Below are 15,686 nucleotides of genomic sequence, written 5' to 3'. Positions count from 1 at the left end.
ACCATTCCTGTACTGTCAGCCTTTGGCTGTATAACCAGTTACTTTGAAAGTAGACGTACTTTCCGACTATGTACATAGAACTAGTGGCGCTTGGCGACTAATGGATCCAAAGTACAACGAGCACAGCACCGACCAGCACGAACGGTGCAAATGGCAGCTTTTTTGACAGGTTCGGCGCCAGATATCGCAGACGTTCTCTAAGCCCTTGACTCATATGGAGCCAGACTCTTGGCGCCAGCAGCAGCCAGATCAGGCTGGCGAACCCCGCGCCAATAAACACGCCGAGAATGAACAAACCGTCCGTCGCAAGCCCCAGAGCTGTCATTAATTTCACATCACCGGCGCCCATCCGGCCCATGAAAAACCCCGGCAGGGTCAGCGCCAGTGCGATCAGGCAGGCCCAGCCGCCCTGCCCTGCGTCAGCGCCCAGCCAGGTGCTGCCGGTCCACAGCAGCCAGATCAGCGCCAGCGCCGCCACACCGAGGGTCAGGCCATTGGCAATGCGCCGCTGGCGAGCGTCTTGCGCCGCGCACAGCCCCAGCCAGATCAGGAGGACAAAACTGTACATCGGGTAAAAACCGTCCATTTTTGCGGAATGATTCTATGCTGATACTACGCAGTGACAGTCAGGGTAGACGCACTCATGAAAACCGGCTTTCGGAAGTCGCAAAAAGGTGCGGTGGCGATCGAGTTCGCCTTGGTGTTCATCATTTTTTTCGCCGTGTTCTACGGCCTGGTCAGTTACAGCCTGCCCTTGGTGATGATGCAATCGTTCAACCAGGCCACGTCCGAAGCGGTACGTCGCAGTGTCGCGGTCGATCCCAACACACCCAACTATTCAACGGTCGTGCTCAACACCGCGAACGCCACGCTGACCCAGCAATTGTCCTGGATTCCGCCGGTCTTCAACCTGGTGGTCGGCGTTGATACCAGCAGCCAATACAGCGCGTCAGGCCTGCTGACGGTGCGCGTGGATTATCCGGTCAGCAAGTTGAATCAGGTCATGCCGTTTCTGGTGCTTCCGGTCGTTGGCACAGTGCCCAATCTGCCCACCTACCTGACCGCCAAATCGAGTCTGCAATTTTGACGTCGGGGGACAAGCTCTTCGGGCGCTTGCTCAAACGCACGCCGCCCGCCGCCCACGAGTTGCCCGACCCACTCGGCTCACCCGCAACAGGCTTGCACCTGTACCTGAACGACGACGGTGGCGTGCTGCAAATGGCCGGCCCGCTGCGCCATCTGCTGGCGCAGTTCAAACCTCAAGATCAGCCCTTGCCACTCAGCACTTATCTGCTGCCCCACAGCACGTTGACCATCGAAGGCCGGCCGAGGGAGTGGCAGGGACTCTTGCTGGATCTCGACTTCTTCGGTCTGGGCGAGCAAACCGTGCACCTGCGGGGCTGGGTACAGCCGTTGGGCGACGGCTGGCTGATGCAGTTGATCGACATCGCTGACTTGCTGCTCGAACGCCAACAATCGCGTCACCGTGACGCCTGCCAATTGATTGCCGGGCAGGTCAGTGAACAGGTACGCGCCTGCAGCCAAGTGCGTTTGCCGGTGATCGTCAGCGAACAATTGCAAATGATCGCCCAGCGCTGGCATATCCCCTGTCTGGCGCTGGCCTTGCTCGATGATGAGCAACAGGGCTGGCAAATCCATCGCCAGTATCGAGCGCACGATGCGCCGGATCTATGGCATGACGGCCAGCGCCTGGGCACGCCGCTGGACAGCCTGAACGGCGCCGCGCCGCAACGCGTCGGCGCACACCATGGCCTCGATGAACATTCGCGGGTGCAGGCCCTGTTTGGCAGTGCCGAAGGTTTCGCGGTGCCGTATAGCGATGAGCGCGGTGTGGTGGCCTGGCTGCTCTGCGGTTTTTATCCCGTGGACAGTGCCGCGCCATACCTGACCGAGCGCGACTGGATGACACTGCTCGGCGCGCTCGCCGGGCCGTTGCTCGGGCGCCTGCGCGAACAGCAACATCACCTGCAACTGGAGCGCATCGAAGCGCTGCAAACCCTGCTCGGCACCGGCTGGTGGGAGATTTTGGCAGGCGACGCCCACATTCAACTGGCCCCCGCGCTGGCGGCGGCCCTGAACGTGAACCCTGGCGGATTAGCGCTGGAAGACTGGCTGGCGCAAATCCATCCCGCCGACCGCGACGAGTTGCGCAGCCGTCTGCAAGCCTTGCAACAACACGGTGAAGCCCTGACGTTATCGGTGCGCCTGCGCGGTGGTAATAACGAGCAGGCGCCCACGTGGTATCGCGTGCAGGGCCAAGTGATTGGCAATGGCGAGTTCCGCCGATTGGCCGGTTTCATGCTCGATATCAGCGATATCCAGAACCAGCAGCAACGGGCCGCCGTCGCGCATGCACGGCTGGACAACCTGATCGCCAGTTCGCCCGCAGTAATTTACGTCCAGCACTACCACGAAGGCGCGCTGATCCCGGCGTTCTTCAGTGCCAGCCTGCAGCCCTTGTTGGGCTGGAGCCTTGAGGACTGCAGCAGCGGCGCGCTGATCGAAATGATTCACCCTGACGATCGCGACCGGTATTTCGCCCGCAGCCGTCAGTTGTTGCGCGAAGGTTCGGTGCGCGCGCGTTATCGCCTGCGCGATCGTCACGGTGAATATCACTGGCTGCTTGATGAAGCCAAGTTGCTGCGCAATGACCTCGGTCTGCCGGTCGAAGCGGTCGGTTTGTGGCTGGACGTCACAGAAGCGACTCTGGCGGCCGAGCAGGTGAAAAAAAGTGAAGAGCGCTACCGGATTCTGGTGGAGGATTCGCCGGCGATGATCTGTCGCTACCGCCCGGACCTGATTCTGACCTTCGGCAACCGGCCGCTGGCGACGTACCTGGAATGCACACCGGAGCAACTGCCGGGGGTCGATCTCGGCAGTTGGATGTCCGCGGAACAACGCGCCGCTTTCGTCCAGCGTCTCGGATCACTGACGGCGGAGCAGCCGGTAAGCACCGCAGAAATCAGCCTGCAACTGCCCGGCCGCGAACACGCCTGGTGGGTCTGGTCCGATCGTGGCGTGTTCGATGAACACGGCCAATTGATCGAAGTGCAAGCGGTGGGCCGCGACAACACCGAAGTGCGCCGTTCGCAGCAGCAACTCACGCAAAGCGCGAAAATGGCCACCCTTGGCGAAATGGCCACCGGGCTTGCCCATGAAATCAATCAGCCGCTGAACGTGATGCGCATGGCCATCGTCAACGTGCTCAAGCGTCTGGGCAACGGCGATGTGCAGGTCGACTACCTGACCGACAAGCTCAATCGCATCGATGCGCAGGTGCAGCGTGCGGCGAAAGTAGTCGACCACATGCGTGTATTCGGCCGACGTTCGGAGATCGAGCAGCAACTGTTCAACCCCGCCTCGGCCATCGAAGGCACGCTGTCGCTACTGGCCGAAGGCATGCGCGGCAAAGGCGTGGACTTGCGCATCAGCGAGACCGGGTTCGAGGTGCAAGTGCGCGGCTATGTCGATCAGCTTGAGCAGGTGTTGATCAACCTGATGGTCAATGCGCGAGATGCGTTGCTGAGCAAACGCGAGAAGGACTCGAGCTTCAAACCGTGGATTGCGATCTACGCTGAACGCGATGAACAGAGTGTACGGCTGTGGGTCGAGGACAACGGTGGCGGCATCGACCCGCGCTTGCTGGAGCGGATCTTCGAGCCGTTTTTCACCACCAAACCGATCGGCGTGGGCACCGGGCTGGGGTTGTCGGTGAGCTACGGCATCATCGACAACATGGGCGGCGAGTTGAGCGTGCGCAACTCGGTGGAGGGCGCGCGGTTCTGCATCGAGTTGCCGATTGCCGCGGATGCCTAGATCACCAGATAGGCCTTGCCGGTCTGGCCGCAAGTCATATTGGCGCCGACGTCGACGTCCATCAGGTTGATACCCAGGCCTTTGAGCAGGTTGTTCAGCAGCGGGTCGAGCAACGGACTAAGTGCCCCGGTCACCACGGGCAACAATCGGTTGGTGACATCGCTGATCAACGAGGCAACACCGGTGACGATGGCTCCCAACGGATTGCTGCCCTGCGGTTTGTAGACGTTCAGGTTGATCCCCGCGAGGGTGCTCGACAGGCTACCGACGATGTTGCTGGTTGGCGCTGCCGGCAAGATGCTCGGCGGCAGTTTAAGGTTGGCCGGGGTGGCGAACGGCGTGGTGCTGGAGAACACCAGATTTTGGGTGTTTTGCGCGACGCTGGTGTCGAGCATGATGCCGATGCCTCCCGCGCCGAAAGGAACATGGGTGGCAGGATCACAGGTGCCGAGCAGCAGGATTTTGTGACAGGTGACGATCCCCAGATCGATCAGCGCCAAGGGTGCCACCGTGGGTTCGGCCGCCGAAGAAAAGGCATTGGTCGGATCGATCTTGCCGAGTTTCAAGTCAGCGATGGACGTGATGGTATGCGCGGTCAGGCTCTTGGTGCCGGTGGTGCCCGTCGGACAGCTGTAATCGGTGACATAACTCTTGGCGCCGCCGGCATCCAGACTGATGTCGATTTGCGGCGATGGCAGCAATTGTGGATCAAGTTGCTCACAACCGGCGCCCAACAGGCACAGGACCGAATTGAGCGTACTGACCAGATTCAGACTCAGTAGTGCATTGAGGGTCGGGGTCAATCCACCCACCAGCCCCAGCACGGCATTGGTCAGCCCCGTCACCCCGGACAGCACCGGCAAACTCACCGACAACATCGTGCGCACCTGCGCCGTACGCACATAAATCCGGTCCGGCCCGGTCGGGTTGAGCTTGGCCCGCGCCGGATCGCCAATCGCGGAAAACTGCGGCGGCTCGATCACTTTCACCCGCACCGTGACATTCGCCAGCCCCAGCACACTGATCGGCAACGTTGCCGCCACCGCACTCTTGCTGTTGGCCAGTTGCACCACGCCCTGAATCAGCTGCAGCAGTTGCAGATTGGCGTCCAATCCCGCCGATGTCGTACCGGTCTGCAATTGCAGGATGTCGCCCAGTTTGACCGGCGCCGCGTTGATCGCGGCCACCTGCAATTGGCCCAGCGCAGTGATCACCTGCGCGGTCGCGCCGTTGAGTTGCACCACCGTCGCCGCCGCCTGAATCAGTTGCGTCACCGTGGCCTGAGTGTTGAGTAATTGCGTGTAATTGCCCGCCGCGACGTTGAGATTGATCGCCAGTTGATCAAGGTATTTGAGCAAGTTGATGTCGGTGTTCAGCAGGCCATCCCAGCCCAATGCCGTGAGATTGACGTTGCCGCCAAGCAGCCCGGAAAACAGCGGATTGAGGATGTTCGACTGCGCCGTATCGATGCTGGCCAGGGTGCTGCGAATATTCAGCTGGGCCACTGTCGGCTGCGGTTTGGCGGCCACCGCCGAGGCATTGAGCGTGGTATTGAGACTGACCGGTGTAGCGCTGAACAAGGCCTGTACACCACCGGCAAAACTGCTGGTCACGGTGCGACTGGCAACGACTTTGACCGCTGCCGCTTGCGTGGCATCCACCGCGAATGTGCGCAGGCCGGTAGCGGCGGTCACCAAGGTGCCGCACGTGGTGGCGAGGGTGTTGCTGGCATCCACAATGTAGCCGTTGCGCACGGCGCTTTGCCCGGCGTAACTGGCGGCGCTCAGGCCCGGCAGGCAATTACCGCCACGACTCACGGCTTCAAGGGCGGCGTTGTCGACCACGCGCTGCAATTTGCGTTGTTCCATGTACAAGCGGCCGGTATCGACCACCAACAGCAGCATCACCACCGCCAGACTGAGGGTGGCTGCCGCCATCAAGCCAATCGCCCCGCGCTGGCGGGCCGGGCCGTTGAATCGCGAACGAGGCGACATGGCGCACTCCTTTGCCGCTAGCTCCATTGGTGCAACTGAGTGTAGACGCGCAATCCCCCGTAGGAGCTGCCGAAGGCTGCGATCTTTTGATCTTGGCCTCTAAAAAGCAAAATCAAAAGATCGCAGCCTTCGGCAGCTCCTACCGGGGGTCGTCGCAGGGCAAAAAAAATGGGAGCTCAAGGGCTCCCGTTTTCTCTGAACAGATTCAGCGCGGTGGATAGTTAGCCAGAATCCGCCCGACCGTCTCGCGGATGGCATTGCTGCGATCATCGGGATTCGGCCTGCCGGACAGCATCTGCTCATCGCTGCCGCGCCACACCAGTTTGCCGTCCTTGCCGTCGAGCAGGTCGATCTGGATGGTCGCGACCTTGTAGGTGATGTTGCGCGTTTCGTTGTACATCGGCGCGCCCCAGTAGCCGTTCCACGGGCCACCCCAACCGCCGCCGTAATTGGTCGTCACTTGCTGCTGACGATCCTCGACGATCAGGTAGGTCTGCACGTTCAGATCACCCTTGGCGCCCGCCGCCGCAGGACGCAACCCGCGCTGGTCGAGCTGATCGGCCACGGCCTGGCGGATGCGTTGCTCGGTCAGGTCGCTTTTGATCCGCGGATCATCGGGGCGATATTGCAGGGCGGGATCTTTCCAGCTCCAGCTGCGATAGGCGGCAAAATCGCGACTGGCATCGAAATCGTGATTGACCTGGTTGGCGGCGCAAGCGCTGAGCAGCGCGGCCATGGCCAGTAAAGCGAGACGGCGGAACATGGGTTTTCTCCGAGTGAAGACATGAACCTGCGGAAGCTTCGAATGGGCAGGAAGCTAACTGGGAGGATACGCCGACATGGCCTTTTCCACAGCCTCGCGGATCGAATCGGTGCGATCGATTTCGCTGCCCTTGTTCGCGGTTTCGGCACTGGCACTCCACACCGGTTGCCCACTGCCGGCGTCGAACAGGTTGACCTGCACCACCACGACTTGCTCGGAATAGGTGCGCACGATCGGCACCGTGTTGTACATACCGTAACCGCGACCATAACGATCATAGCCGCCGTATCCGCCGCCGTAATAACCGTAGTCGTCCTGGACCTGACGCAAACGGGTTTCCAGACGCAGATCGGCGCTGACCAACAGGTCGGCCGGGCGATTGTCGTGCAACGGGCGCAAACCGCGCTGATCCAGCGCGTTGCTCACCGCTTCGGCCACTTGTGCCGAATCGGCCCAAGCCGTGCCCGGCGGCAGTTGCCCGTCGAGCCAGGCCCAACTGCGATAGCGTCCGTAGTCACGCGGCGGCGCCGGGTAAGCGCTACGGTCAAACGTATTGGCGGCTTGCGCCGGCGCCGGCGGCAAGGGCCGGGATTGCGCCACGTAGGGGTTGCTGCTCTGGCAAGCAGCCAAGCCCAGACACATCAGCAGTAACCCGGATTGAGCTTTCATGTCGCGCTCCGATCAGATCGGCCGGCAGATCCAGTGCAAGTAGCGCCCAAGCCCGGCGAAGCTTGGGTGACGACGGTGAGCGAGCTCCATCTCGAGCAGATCCACAAGTTCGGCGCGGGCCTGGAACTCCACCGGCATGTAGTCGTGAAAAACCCGGATCCCACTCTGGGTTTCGACCTGCCACAGGCCGTCGAGTTGCGTTGCCAATTCCCTTGGATCGAGCGGCTGCTGCGGGGTCAGGCTCTGCTTTTCCCCGGCCATGACATTCTTGCGCATTTTCTTGAAATGGCCTTTGAGCAAGTTGCGGTAAATCAGCGCATCGCGGTTGTAGAACGCCAACGACAACCAGCCACCAGACTTGGTCAACTGATGCAGCACCGGCAGGATCGCGTGGGGTTCGGCGAGCCATTCCAGCACGGCGTGGCAGATCACCAGATCGTACGGTTCAGTGAGTTGGCCGAGCAGTTCCTGCCACGGCGCCTGAATGAACGTCGCGGTTTGCCCGGCTTCAGCGAAACGCTGGCGCGCGCCTTCAAGCATCGGTGCGGCCGGTTCGGTGAAGGTCACGTCGTGGCCGCGCTCGGCCAGCCACAGCGACATGTGGCCGAGGCCGCCACCGATGTCCAAAACCCGCAACGGACGATCCGGCAACGCTTCGGCGAGGTCAGCCTGCAACACCGCAAGGCGAATTGCACCTTTGGCGCCGCCGTAGATTTTTTCGGCGAAACGCGTCGCCAACTGATCGAAATGCCGGTCGCTCATCAGCTGAACCGCCGTTCGCTGTCGGCAAGCTTGGCGCGCACCACTTCATTCATGTCCAACCCCAACTCGCTGCACAGCAGCAACAGATACAGAACGATATCGCCGACTTCCTGCCCGGCGTGGGCGAGTTTGTCCGCCGGCAACTGGCGCGACTGGTCTTCCGTCAGCCACTGGAAAATCTCCACCAGTTCGGACATTTCGACGCTGGCGGCCATGGCGAGGTTTTTCGGGCTGTGAAATTGCCGCCAGTCATTGCGGTCGCGAATGGCGTGCAGGCGTTCGGTCAGTTCAACAAGGTTCATCGGGCTCTCCTGAAGGCGTATAGCTTCGGGGGGATACGCCCTGAAGGCAAGCGTAAACCCTGTAGGAGTGAGCCTGCTCGCGATGACGCCATTACATTCAACATCATCGTTGACTGACACAGCGCTATCGCGAGCAGGCTCACTCCTACAAGGGCGGTGCAAACCTTCTATCATGCAGGGAACTCGGCCACCTGCGTTGTGGCCCAAGGCTCAGCTCTTTCATCAGGATGCACACATGCAGGTAGAAAGCTTTTTCGAATGGCTCGGGCAAGCGCTCGGTTCGATCATCCGCTTTATCGTCGACGGCCTCAGTGGCTTGTTCAACATTCTGAGCAATGCCGGCGGCAACTTTGTCGACGGGCTGGCGAAGACGCTGGGCATGGACACCTCGATCATCAGCATCATTGCGTTGATCGTCGGGCTGATGCTGTTGTGGTCAGCGATTCGGGCGTTCATGAATGCGTCGATCATTGCCGGGATCATCTGGTTGTTGCTGGGGTTGTGGTTGTTGAGCTGGATTATTCATTAGGCCGCTGAAGAGCCCCTCACCCTAGCCCTCTCCCGGAGGGAGAGGGGACTGAATGGGGGATATTCAAGAGCTACACCGACTTGAGCGAGCTTCAGCGAATCCATAATCGGCACATTCTCTCAGGTCGATGGATGACGCCAGACACCTCGGTCGGCCCCCTCTCCCTCTGGGAGAGGGCTGGGGTGAGGGTGGCTTCTACCGCTACAATGCCGCTCCCCCAAGGAGCCCGCATGTCCACTCTGATCGCCGACTGGCGCGACCGCCCAACTCACCGCAAGGTCTGGGCGCTCGCTGCGCCGATGATTCTTTCCAATATTTCCGTACCGCTGGTGGCGCTGGTCGACAGCACCGTCATCGGCCACTTGCCCCACGCCCACCAATTGGGCGCGGTGGCGGTCGGCGCCAGCCTTTACACCTTTCTCGCCTGGGCCATGGGTTTTCTGCGCATGGGCACCACCGGTTTTGCTGCGCAGGCCGCGGGGCGCAGCGACGGCGCGGCGTTGCGGCAGATTCTGTTGCAAGGTTTGCTGCTGGCGATGGGACTGGCACTGGTGCTTGGCACGCTGGGTGTGCCGCTGAGTGGGATTGCGCTGCACTTCATGCAACCGTCGGCGGAGCTGGATCAGCTCACTCGTGATTTTTTCCACACGCGGTTGTTCGGCCTGCCAGCGGCGCTGGCCAGTTATGCGCTGGTCGGCTGGTTCCTCGGCACGCAAAACGCCCGGGCGCCGCTGGCGATCCTGCTGAGCACCAACCTGATCAATATCGCCCTCAACCTATGGTTCGTCATCGGCCTGGACTGGGGTGTAGTCGGATCGGCGCGGGCCTCGGTGATCGCTGAATGGAGCGGTGCCCTGCTCGGCCTGTGGCTGACCCGCAAAGCGCTGCGTGCCTATCCCGGGCACATTGTCTGGGTGACATTGAGGGTTTGGCAGAGCTGGCGCCCACTGCTGGCGGTCAACCGCGACATATTCATCCGCAGTCTGGCGCTGCAATCGGTATTTTTTCTGATCACCGTGCAAGGCGCACGACTGGGTGATGCCACGGTTGCCGCCAATGCGCTATTGCTCAATGGCTTGCTACTGACGGCCCATGCCCTGGACGGTCTGGCCCACGCCGTCGAAGCCTTGTGCGGGCACGCCATCGGTGCCCGTGATCGCCTGGGCTTGCGCCGATCACTGGTAGTCGCCGGTGGCTGGTCACTGATCGCGAGCCTCGGCTTTGCCCTGTTGTTTGTACTGGCCGGGCATTTGTTCATCGAGATGCAGACCAACATCCAGAGCGTGCGCGATACCGCGTTCACCTACCTGCCCTACCTTGCCGTTTTGCCGTTGATTGCGGTCTGGAGCTACCTGCTCGACGGCCTGTTCATCGGCGCCACCCGCGCGCGGGAAATGCGCAACGGCATGCTCATCTCGGTGGTGTTGCTCATGCCTTTTGCCTGGGCACTGCAAGGTCTGGGCAATCACGGTCTGTGGATAACCTTTCTTTTATTCATGGTGCTGCGCAGCCTGACCCTCGGAGCGCAAGCCTGGTGGCTCAAACGCAATGACGGCTGGTTCAGCGGCGCCGCTCACTGAATCGGCGTGTGCTTGATGAAACCGACCACTTGATCGAGCACTGGCGCCAGTCCCCGCAGTGGCCTCGACAGCGTCGCCACCAACGTAATGTGACTGGGCCGCGAATAGTACCGATCCTGCACCGACACCCCGACCTCGCGCATTTTTCGCGCCAGGCCAGCGGTGTTGCGCGCCGGGTCGACCAGATCATCCCTGCTCGCGGCGATGAGCAGCGCGGGGGGCGCACCGCGACTGACGTGGTTGATCGGCTGTGATTGCGGCGGTGAAAGCGGCCAGAAGAACACTGGACGCACATCAGGATTCTCGATCGGCAGAAAATCGTAGGGCCCGGCCAGACCGATCCAGCCGCGCAGATCCTTGGGAGACATTCCGACCGCGCCAAGCAGATTGGCGTCCAGGGCCAGCATTGCCGCGTTGTATCCACCAGAGCTGTGCCCCATCAGGTACATCCGTTGTGCATTGCCGGAAAACTCGCGAATGTGCGTTCGGGTCCAGGCCACCGCTCGCGCGCTGTCCTCAAGAAACAGCGGATAACGCACCTGCGGATATAACCGGTAGTCCGCCACCACCGCGACAATCCCGCGAGACGCCAGCGCCTCGCCGACAAAGGTGTAGTCGTCGCGCGACCCACTGTTCCAACTGCCGCCGTAGAAAAACACCACCACCGGCGCACCGGCCAATGCGTGACGTGGTACGTAGACATCAAGCTTCTGCCGGGGATCGTCGCCATAAGCGATACCCGTGGTCTTGTCGTACGTTTGACTGGGGGTCAGCGCATTGAGCACTTTCACTGGCGAACAGGCGCTCAGCGCCAACATTAGAAGAGCGCCGGGCATCAAGCCGAGCCCCTTGCGAAAAAAACCTGCCATAGGCGCCGAACCTCACTTCAAGTCTGATCGCCGCGCCACTGACGTCGCACATGTTCAAGCCGTTCCTGCTGAGTCAAGCCCTCCGGTGGCGGCACCAGCACGGCTCGCGGATGCAGCAAGCGTAGCCATAACCAGGCGTCGAGCACCGAGCGATCGCTGAATCCCAACGCCAGGCCTTGTTGAACATGGGAGGCCATCGCCGCGTAGTCGGTTCCCAGCGATTGACACCAGCGCCAGATATGCTGCTCCAACAAACAGGTTTGCAGGCGTTCGCGCTGACGGCGAGTGAGGCTCTCCTCGACGCTCAGTGGCTCGACAGCCAGCCCCGGATTGCGCAACTGCTGCCAGCCCTGACTGCCGATAGCACGGTCGGCCCACGTCCCGCCGAACCAGCGCAACTGGCGGATCGGCCCGAGCCAGCGACTCAGGTCAGCGGCATCACAGGCGTCGAAAAAATAGCTCGCGGTCTGACGGTTGTAATAACTGAGCAAAGCCCGATGACTCAGCCCGAAAGAGACCGTGAGCATGCACTGCAAATGACTCAGCAGATCCTGCGCCGATGCCTCGCTCGCGAGCAACAACCCGCGCCAGGTGTCCGGATCGCTGTAACACAACGACGCCAGTGCCGGACAACCGCGCAAGTCGACCAGCACCGGGCCGTATTCACAAACCGGTGCAAACTCAGTGCCGTCGAACAACCAGAACCGCTGCGCATCGGCGAATCCCTGGCGCAAAATCGTCAATGCCCGCGTCGCATCCGGGCCATCGAGCAGCAACCACTGCGCCATCGGCTCGCGCGCCGCGCCACTCATGTTGCGCCGCTCTGTTCAAGCGCGGTCACTAGCCGACAACTGCACACGGCTTGCGAGCAGTGGCTGAAACTGCCGCCGCCGGGGATCAGGCACAACAGCAATAACGGTTCGCCAGAGGCCAGCAGTTGCTGCAAGCCTTGACTCACCAGCCTGTCCGGTAACGCTGGCTCATCGCTGATGTCCGCCCCAGCGACCGACGGCTGTAGCACGCCGCTGATCATCGGCTGATCCGGATCGCCTTCAAAGAAACTCACCACCACTTCGACACCCTCGCTCAGTGCTAACAAAGGCGCGTCGACCAGGGCTGGTGCAAGTGGCAGCCAGCAATGACTCGGCGCCGCCCCTTCGCCCTGATAAAGCCAGTCGAACTGCACCGCGACGGGCCTGAAGCAGTCGGGCTGCGGCTCGTCTACCGTCACAACCCAGGCCCGTTGCAGGCTGTGCATGCGCAGTCGTGTCGGCACAGTGGCCGGCAGGCACGAAGGCAGTTGCAGTGTCGCAAACAGACGGTTGGCATAAGGAAGGTCGAGCGATGGATCAGCGCTGTGCTCGATACGGGTCAGCAACCAATGGCGATTGCACTCGGCAAAAGGGTGCCCGGCCAATCGCAGCCAATAACCGCTGCGTAACGCCGCGAGATGACTGCAGCCTTCGGCACTGTGTGCCGGCCTTGCGTCTGGCGGCGCGGACTGCAAGGTTTCCTGAAATTGCCAATGGCGCACGCCGGGGGACACGCTCTGACTATCGGGCTCGTCCCGATACAGCACGGTGCCAGCCAAGGGCAACTGCGTCGGATCATCACCGAATACCAGGCAATGCCGGTCGGGCCCGTGTTCGAAAAAGTAGTGAATTCGCGCCTGTGCACACAAGCGCTGGAGCAGTTGCAGATCGGATTCGCGGTATTGCGTACAGAACGTGCGGACGGGGTAATCGCCGTGCAATTCGAAGCGGCGCTGAGCGCCGATAATTCCGTGCTCCCTGAGCACCTGCTCGATGATCTGTGGCACCGAACAGCCACTGAAGATGCGTTGGCTGATGCGCAAGTCGAGACAACCCAGTTTCGGCCCCAGACGGATCCGGCACAATCTTGAACCGTGCCCGTGTTCGTGCTGGACGAGGCTCTGCAATTGCCCGTGTACGCCCTCCCCCGACGCCCCGAAACACAGGAACGCCGAACGGTAAAGCAGGTCGGCAAGGTCCAGTTGCGGATCGTCGATCAACACATCGATTTCGAATGCAAAGGGCTCGCTCAGGGCTTCGCTACCGGTAAAGGCCAGGACTTCGAAAGGGTCGGACAGGCCCGCTACATCGAGACGAAACGAGGACTCGTTGGCTTGATCGAACATAGGCGGATCTCTACAGGAGGGGCGGTCGGGGATTCTCGCCGAGAGCCATGGCCGAGTAGAGAGCTGAAGTACAACTTAGGAAATGACCTACGCGAAAAGCAGACCGGATGACTTTGCTGGCCGGGACCGGCAAGCATTTCGCGAAGATTTTGGGATGTATCCCACCGGGTCATCTGAATTTTCCACAGCTATTGGGAACATTTCAGACAACCCGGCGAGATCGCCACCTGACCTCAGGAAGACAGGTAGGAGGAACGGGTCAGGCCCAGACGCAAGGCATCGAGGAATTGCGTGCGCTCGCTGGCACTGATGCGGGCACTGGCGCACTTGTCGCGGTAGTGAGTCATCAGTTCTTCCGGCGACAAGTGCACGTAACGCAGCATGTCTTCGATGGTGTCGTGGGTCTCGATGCCGGCGTGGTAAACACTGCCATCGGCGTTCTGGTAGATGTTCACCGAGTCGGTATCACCGAACAGGTTGTGCATGTCGCCGAGGATTTCCTGATAGGCGCCCACGAGGAACACGCCCAGAAGGTAGTCTTCGCCTTCATTCAAACCGTGTACTGGCAGGCTGGTTTCGATGCTCTGCTCGTCGACGTACTGGTTGATCTTGCCGTCGGAGTCGCAGGTCAGATCCTGCAGCACCGCGCGGCGCAGCGGCTCTTCGTCAAGACGGTGCAGCGGGATGATCGGCAGGACCTGATCAATCGCCCAGGTGTCCGGCAGGCTCTGGAATACCGAGAAGTTGCAGATGTACTTGTCGGCCAGCTTGTCGTTGAGCTCGTCGAGCACCTGACGGTGCGAACGCTGACGCGCTTTCAGCGAGTTGTGCAGGCGACGGCACACGGCAAAGTAGCACTGCTCGGCCAGGGCTTTTTCGGCCAGGGTCAGTTTGCCGTCGGCGTACTGGGCGGCCACGTCGCTCATGTAGTGCGTGGCGCGCCAGTAGGTTTCGGTGACCATTTCGATGTCGGTCGGGCCGAGCAGATCAACCAGCCACTGCACGGTTTCCGGCAGTGACTCCTTGTTTTCGATCTGCGGGATTTCGTCGTTGTGTTTCTCGACGTCGGTCACCTGCACCACCAACATGGCGTGGTGCGCGGTCAGCGAGCGGCCACTTTCGGAGAAGATGTGCGGATGCGGCAGGCTCTGCGCATCGCAGAATTCCTTGAGCATGCCGACCACGACACCGGCGTAATCGTCCATGTCGTAATTGATCGAGCTGGCGTTGCGCGAGTGCGTGCCGTCGTAGTCGACACCCAGACCGCCACCGACGTCGATGTGATCGACCGGCAGACCGAGATTGCGCAGCTCACCGTAGTAACGGATCGCTTCTTTGAAGCCGTGCTGATAGTCAGCCAGGTTGGCAATCTGCGAACCCATGTGGAAGTGCAGCAGGCGAATGCCTTGATCCAGGCCCGCCGCGCGGAAGCGCTCGACCACCGACAGCAGTTGCGCCGCCGACAGACCGAACTTGGATTTCTCACCGCCAGTGTCGGCCCACTTCGACGACGCCAGCGACGACAGACGCACGCGCAGGCCGACCTGTGGCTTGACCTTGAGCGAGGCGGCCTCTTCGATCACCAGACCGACTTCGGATTCTTTCTCGATCACGATGAAAACATTGTGGCCGAGCTTTTGGCCCATCAGCGCCAGACGGATGAACTCACGGTCCTTGTAACCGTTGCAAACGATGGTGCCGCCCTTCGGCGCCAGCGCCAGCACGGCCAGCAGCTCAGGCTTGGAGCCGGCTTCAAGACCGATGGAAACATCCTGAGTGGCGATGATGTTCTCGATCACCGCTTCTTGCTGGTTAACCTTGATCGGGTACAGCGCGGTGTATTTGCTCTGGTATTCCAGGCGCTCGATGTTCGAATCGAAGGCACCGGTCAACTGGCGGACACGGTCTTGCAGGATATCGGGGAAACGAACCAGCAACGGCAAGGACAAACCGCTTTTGCGCAGTTGGTCGACTTGCTCGAACAGGTCGATAGGCGAGCTGCTCGGTCCGTTCGGACGAACTTCGACGCGACCGGCGTCATTGATCGCGAAATACCCGGCCCCCCAATGGCGAATCCCGTAAACACTGCGGCTGTCCGCAACTGTCCATTGGCTGCCATCGTCTTTGCGTGTGCGTCGTACGGACATCGAAGTCCCCTATAAAGAAGTCATAGTGCGTCGCCTGATCTCAGGTCGGCGCATTCTAAAGAATGAAAATGACGGT

General features: G+C 61.0%; 14 protein-coding genes. 4 read left to right on the top strand and 10 right to left on the bottom strand.

The genetic code is table 11. The features are described 5' to 3' along the window. Window positions 1-97: 97 nt before the first annotated feature. A complete protein-coding gene (locus CKW17_RS23410; RefSeq protein ID WP_176470112.1) occupies window positions 98-568 on the bottom strand; it encodes a prepilin peptidase in 471 nt (156 codons plus the stop codon). 75 nt (window positions 569-643) lie between these two features. Here CKW17_RS23410 and CKW17_RS23405 point away from each other — a divergent pair, with 75 nt between their 5' ends. Together CKW17_RS23405 and CKW17_RS23400 are read left to right on the top strand one after the other, a co-directional pair. Beyond that, window positions 644-1,087, top strand: coding sequence for a TadE/TadG family type IV pilus assembly protein (locus tag CKW17_RS23405; RefSeq protein ID WP_095121976.1), 444 nt, complete (start codon window positions 644-646; stop codon window positions 1,085-1,087). Then, window positions 1,084-3,837, top strand: coding sequence for a PAS domain-containing sensor histidine kinase (locus tag CKW17_RS23400; protein WP_095121974.1), 2,754 nt, complete (start codon window positions 1,084-1,086; stop codon window positions 3,835-3,837). Before CKW17_RS23405 ends, CKW17_RS23400 begins: the two co-directional genes overlap by 4 nt. Here the strand turns inward: CKW17_RS23400 and CKW17_RS23395 are convergent. From CKW17_RS23395 to CKW17_RS23375, 5 genes are all read right to left on the bottom strand, one after another. Then, a complete protein-coding gene (locus CKW17_RS23395) occupies window positions 3,834-5,831 on the bottom strand; it encodes a pilus assembly protein TadG-related protein (RefSeq protein WP_095121972.1) in 1,998 nt (665 codons plus the stop codon). The two genes, CKW17_RS23400 and CKW17_RS23395, sit on opposite strands and share 4 nt — an antisense overlap. A gap of 205 nt (window positions 5,832-6,036) precedes the next feature. Continuing rightward, window positions 6,037-6,594, bottom strand: a complete 558-nt coding sequence (locus tag CKW17_RS23390; protein ID WP_095121970.1) for a DUF4136 domain-containing protein — start codon at window positions 6,592-6,594, stop codon at window positions 6,037-6,039. Between the two features lie 54 nt (window positions 6,595-6,648). After that, a complete protein-coding gene (locus CKW17_RS23385) occupies window positions 6,649-7,263 on the bottom strand; it encodes a DUF4136 domain-containing protein (RefSeq protein WP_095121968.1) in 615 nt (204 codons plus the stop codon). A 12-nt stretch (window positions 7,264-7,275) separates the two neighbouring features. Beyond that, complete coding sequence (locus tag CKW17_RS23380) at window positions 7,276-8,025, bottom strand: methyltransferase (RefSeq protein WP_095121966.1); 750 nt, start codon at window positions 8,023-8,025, stop codon at window positions 7,276-7,278. Beyond that, window positions 8,025-8,327: a MazG-like family protein gene (locus tag CKW17_RS23375; RefSeq protein WP_007914625.1), complete on the bottom strand. Its 303-nt coding sequence runs from the start codon at window positions 8,325-8,327 to the stop codon at window positions 8,025-8,027. Before CKW17_RS23375 ends, CKW17_RS23380 begins: the two co-directional genes overlap by 1 nt. Window positions 8,328-8,562: 235 nt before the next feature. Here CKW17_RS23375 and CKW17_RS23370 point away from each other — a divergent pair, with 235 nt between their 5' ends. Both CKW17_RS23370 and CKW17_RS23365 read left to right on the top strand, forming a co-directional pair. After that, window positions 8,563-8,856, top strand: a complete 294-nt coding sequence (locus CKW17_RS23370; RefSeq protein WP_064388791.1) for a hypothetical protein — start codon at window positions 8,563-8,565, stop codon at window positions 8,854-8,856. A gap of 230 nt (window positions 8,857-9,086) precedes the next feature. Further along, entirely contained in the window at window positions 9,087-10,436 is a 1,350-nt protein-coding gene (locus CKW17_RS23365; RefSeq protein ID WP_095121964.1) for an MATE family efflux transporter, read from the top strand. Here the strand turns inward: CKW17_RS23365 and CKW17_RS23360 are convergent. The 4 genes from CKW17_RS23360 to speA form a co-directional block, all read right to left on the bottom strand. Beyond that, entirely contained in the window at window positions 10,430-11,305 is an 876-nt protein-coding gene (locus CKW17_RS23360) for an alpha/beta hydrolase (protein ID WP_095121962.1), read from the bottom strand. The genes CKW17_RS23365 and CKW17_RS23360 overlap by 7 nt on opposite strands. A 17-nt stretch (window positions 11,306-11,322) precedes the next feature. Then, window positions 11,323-12,117, bottom strand: a complete 795-nt coding sequence (locus tag CKW17_RS23355; protein ID WP_095121960.1) for a DUF4123 domain-containing protein — start codon at window positions 12,115-12,117, stop codon at window positions 11,323-11,325. Continuing rightward, the gene (locus tag CKW17_RS23350; protein WP_095121958.1) at window positions 12,114-13,463 is read right to left on the bottom strand and encodes a type VI secretion system Vgr family protein; all 1,350 of its coding nucleotides are present in this window, start codon (window positions 13,461-13,463) and stop codon (window positions 12,114-12,116) included. The genes CKW17_RS23355 and CKW17_RS23350 overlap by 4 nt, the downstream gene beginning before the upstream one ends. 233 nt (window positions 13,464-13,696) lie before the next feature. Continuing rightward, window positions 13,697-15,610 carry an arginine decarboxylase gene (gene speA, locus CKW17_RS23345; RefSeq protein WP_038360569.1) on the bottom strand — a complete coding sequence of 638 codons (1,914 nt, stop codon included), beginning with the start codon at window positions 15,608-15,610 and terminating at the stop codon, window positions 13,697-13,699. Between the last annotated feature and the right edge of the window lie 76 nt (window positions 15,611-15,686).

The organism is Pseudomonas sp. Irchel s3f10, assembly GCF_900187515.1.
GTDB lineage: Bacteria > Pseudomonadota > Gammaproteobacteria > Pseudomonadales > Pseudomonadaceae > Aquipseudomonas > Aquipseudomonas tensinigenes.
The sequence above is the reverse complement of the archived record's forward strand: the minus strand, read 5'-3'. Positions and strand labels throughout refer to the sequence as shown.

What these genes read in the sequence shown, in the direction of transcription:
- CKW17_RS23410 (WP_176470112.1), bottom strand. Translation starts at nt 568, where the DNA reads ATGTACAGTTTTGTCCTCCTGATCTGGCTGGGGCTGTGCGCGGCGCAA.
- CKW17_RS23405 (WP_095121976.1), top strand. Translation starts at nt 644, where the DNA reads ATGAAAACCGGCTTTCGGAAGTCGCAAAAAGGTGCGGTGGCGATCGAG.
- CKW17_RS23395 (WP_095121972.1), bottom strand. Translation starts at nt 5,831, where the DNA reads ATGTCGCCTCGTTCGCGATTCAACGGCCCGGCCCGCCAGCGCGGGGCG.
- CKW17_RS23390 (WP_095121970.1), bottom strand. Translation starts at nt 6,594, where the DNA reads ATGTTCCGCCGTCTCGCTTTACTGGCCATGGCCGCGCTGCTCAGCGCT.
- CKW17_RS23385 (WP_095121968.1), bottom strand. Translation starts at nt 7,263, where the DNA reads ATGAAAGCTCAATCCGGGTTACTGCTGATGTGTCTGGGCTTGGCTGCT.
- CKW17_RS23380 (WP_095121966.1), bottom strand. Translation starts at nt 8,025, where the DNA reads ATGAGCGACCGGCATTTCGATCAGTTGGCGACGCGTTTCGCCGAAAAA.
- CKW17_RS23375 (WP_007914625.1), bottom strand. Translation starts at nt 8,327, where the DNA reads ATGAACCTTGTTGAACTGACCGAACGCCTGCACGCCATTCGCGACCGC.
- CKW17_RS23370 (WP_064388791.1), top strand. Translation starts at nt 8,563, where the DNA reads ATGCAGGTAGAAAGCTTTTTCGAATGGCTCGGGCAAGCGCTCGGTTCG.
- CKW17_RS23365 (WP_095121964.1), top strand. Translation starts at nt 9,087, where the DNA reads ATGTCCACTCTGATCGCCGACTGGCGCGACCGCCCAACTCACCGCAAG.
- CKW17_RS23360 (WP_095121962.1), bottom strand. Translation starts at nt 11,305, where the DNA reads ATGGCAGGTTTTTTTCGCAAGGGGCTCGGCTTGATGCCCGGCGCTCTT.
- CKW17_RS23355 (WP_095121960.1), bottom strand. Translation starts at nt 12,117, where the DNA reads ATGAGTGGCGCGGCGCGCGAGCCGATGGCGCAGTGGTTGCTGCTCGAT.
- CKW17_RS23350 (WP_095121958.1), bottom strand. Translation starts at nt 13,463, where the DNA reads ATGTTCGATCAAGCCAACGAGTCCTCGTTTCGTCTCGATGTAGCGGGC.
- speA (WP_038360569.1), bottom strand. Translation starts at nt 15,610, where the DNA reads ATGTCCGTACGACGCACACGCAAAGACGATGGCAGCCAATGGACAGTT.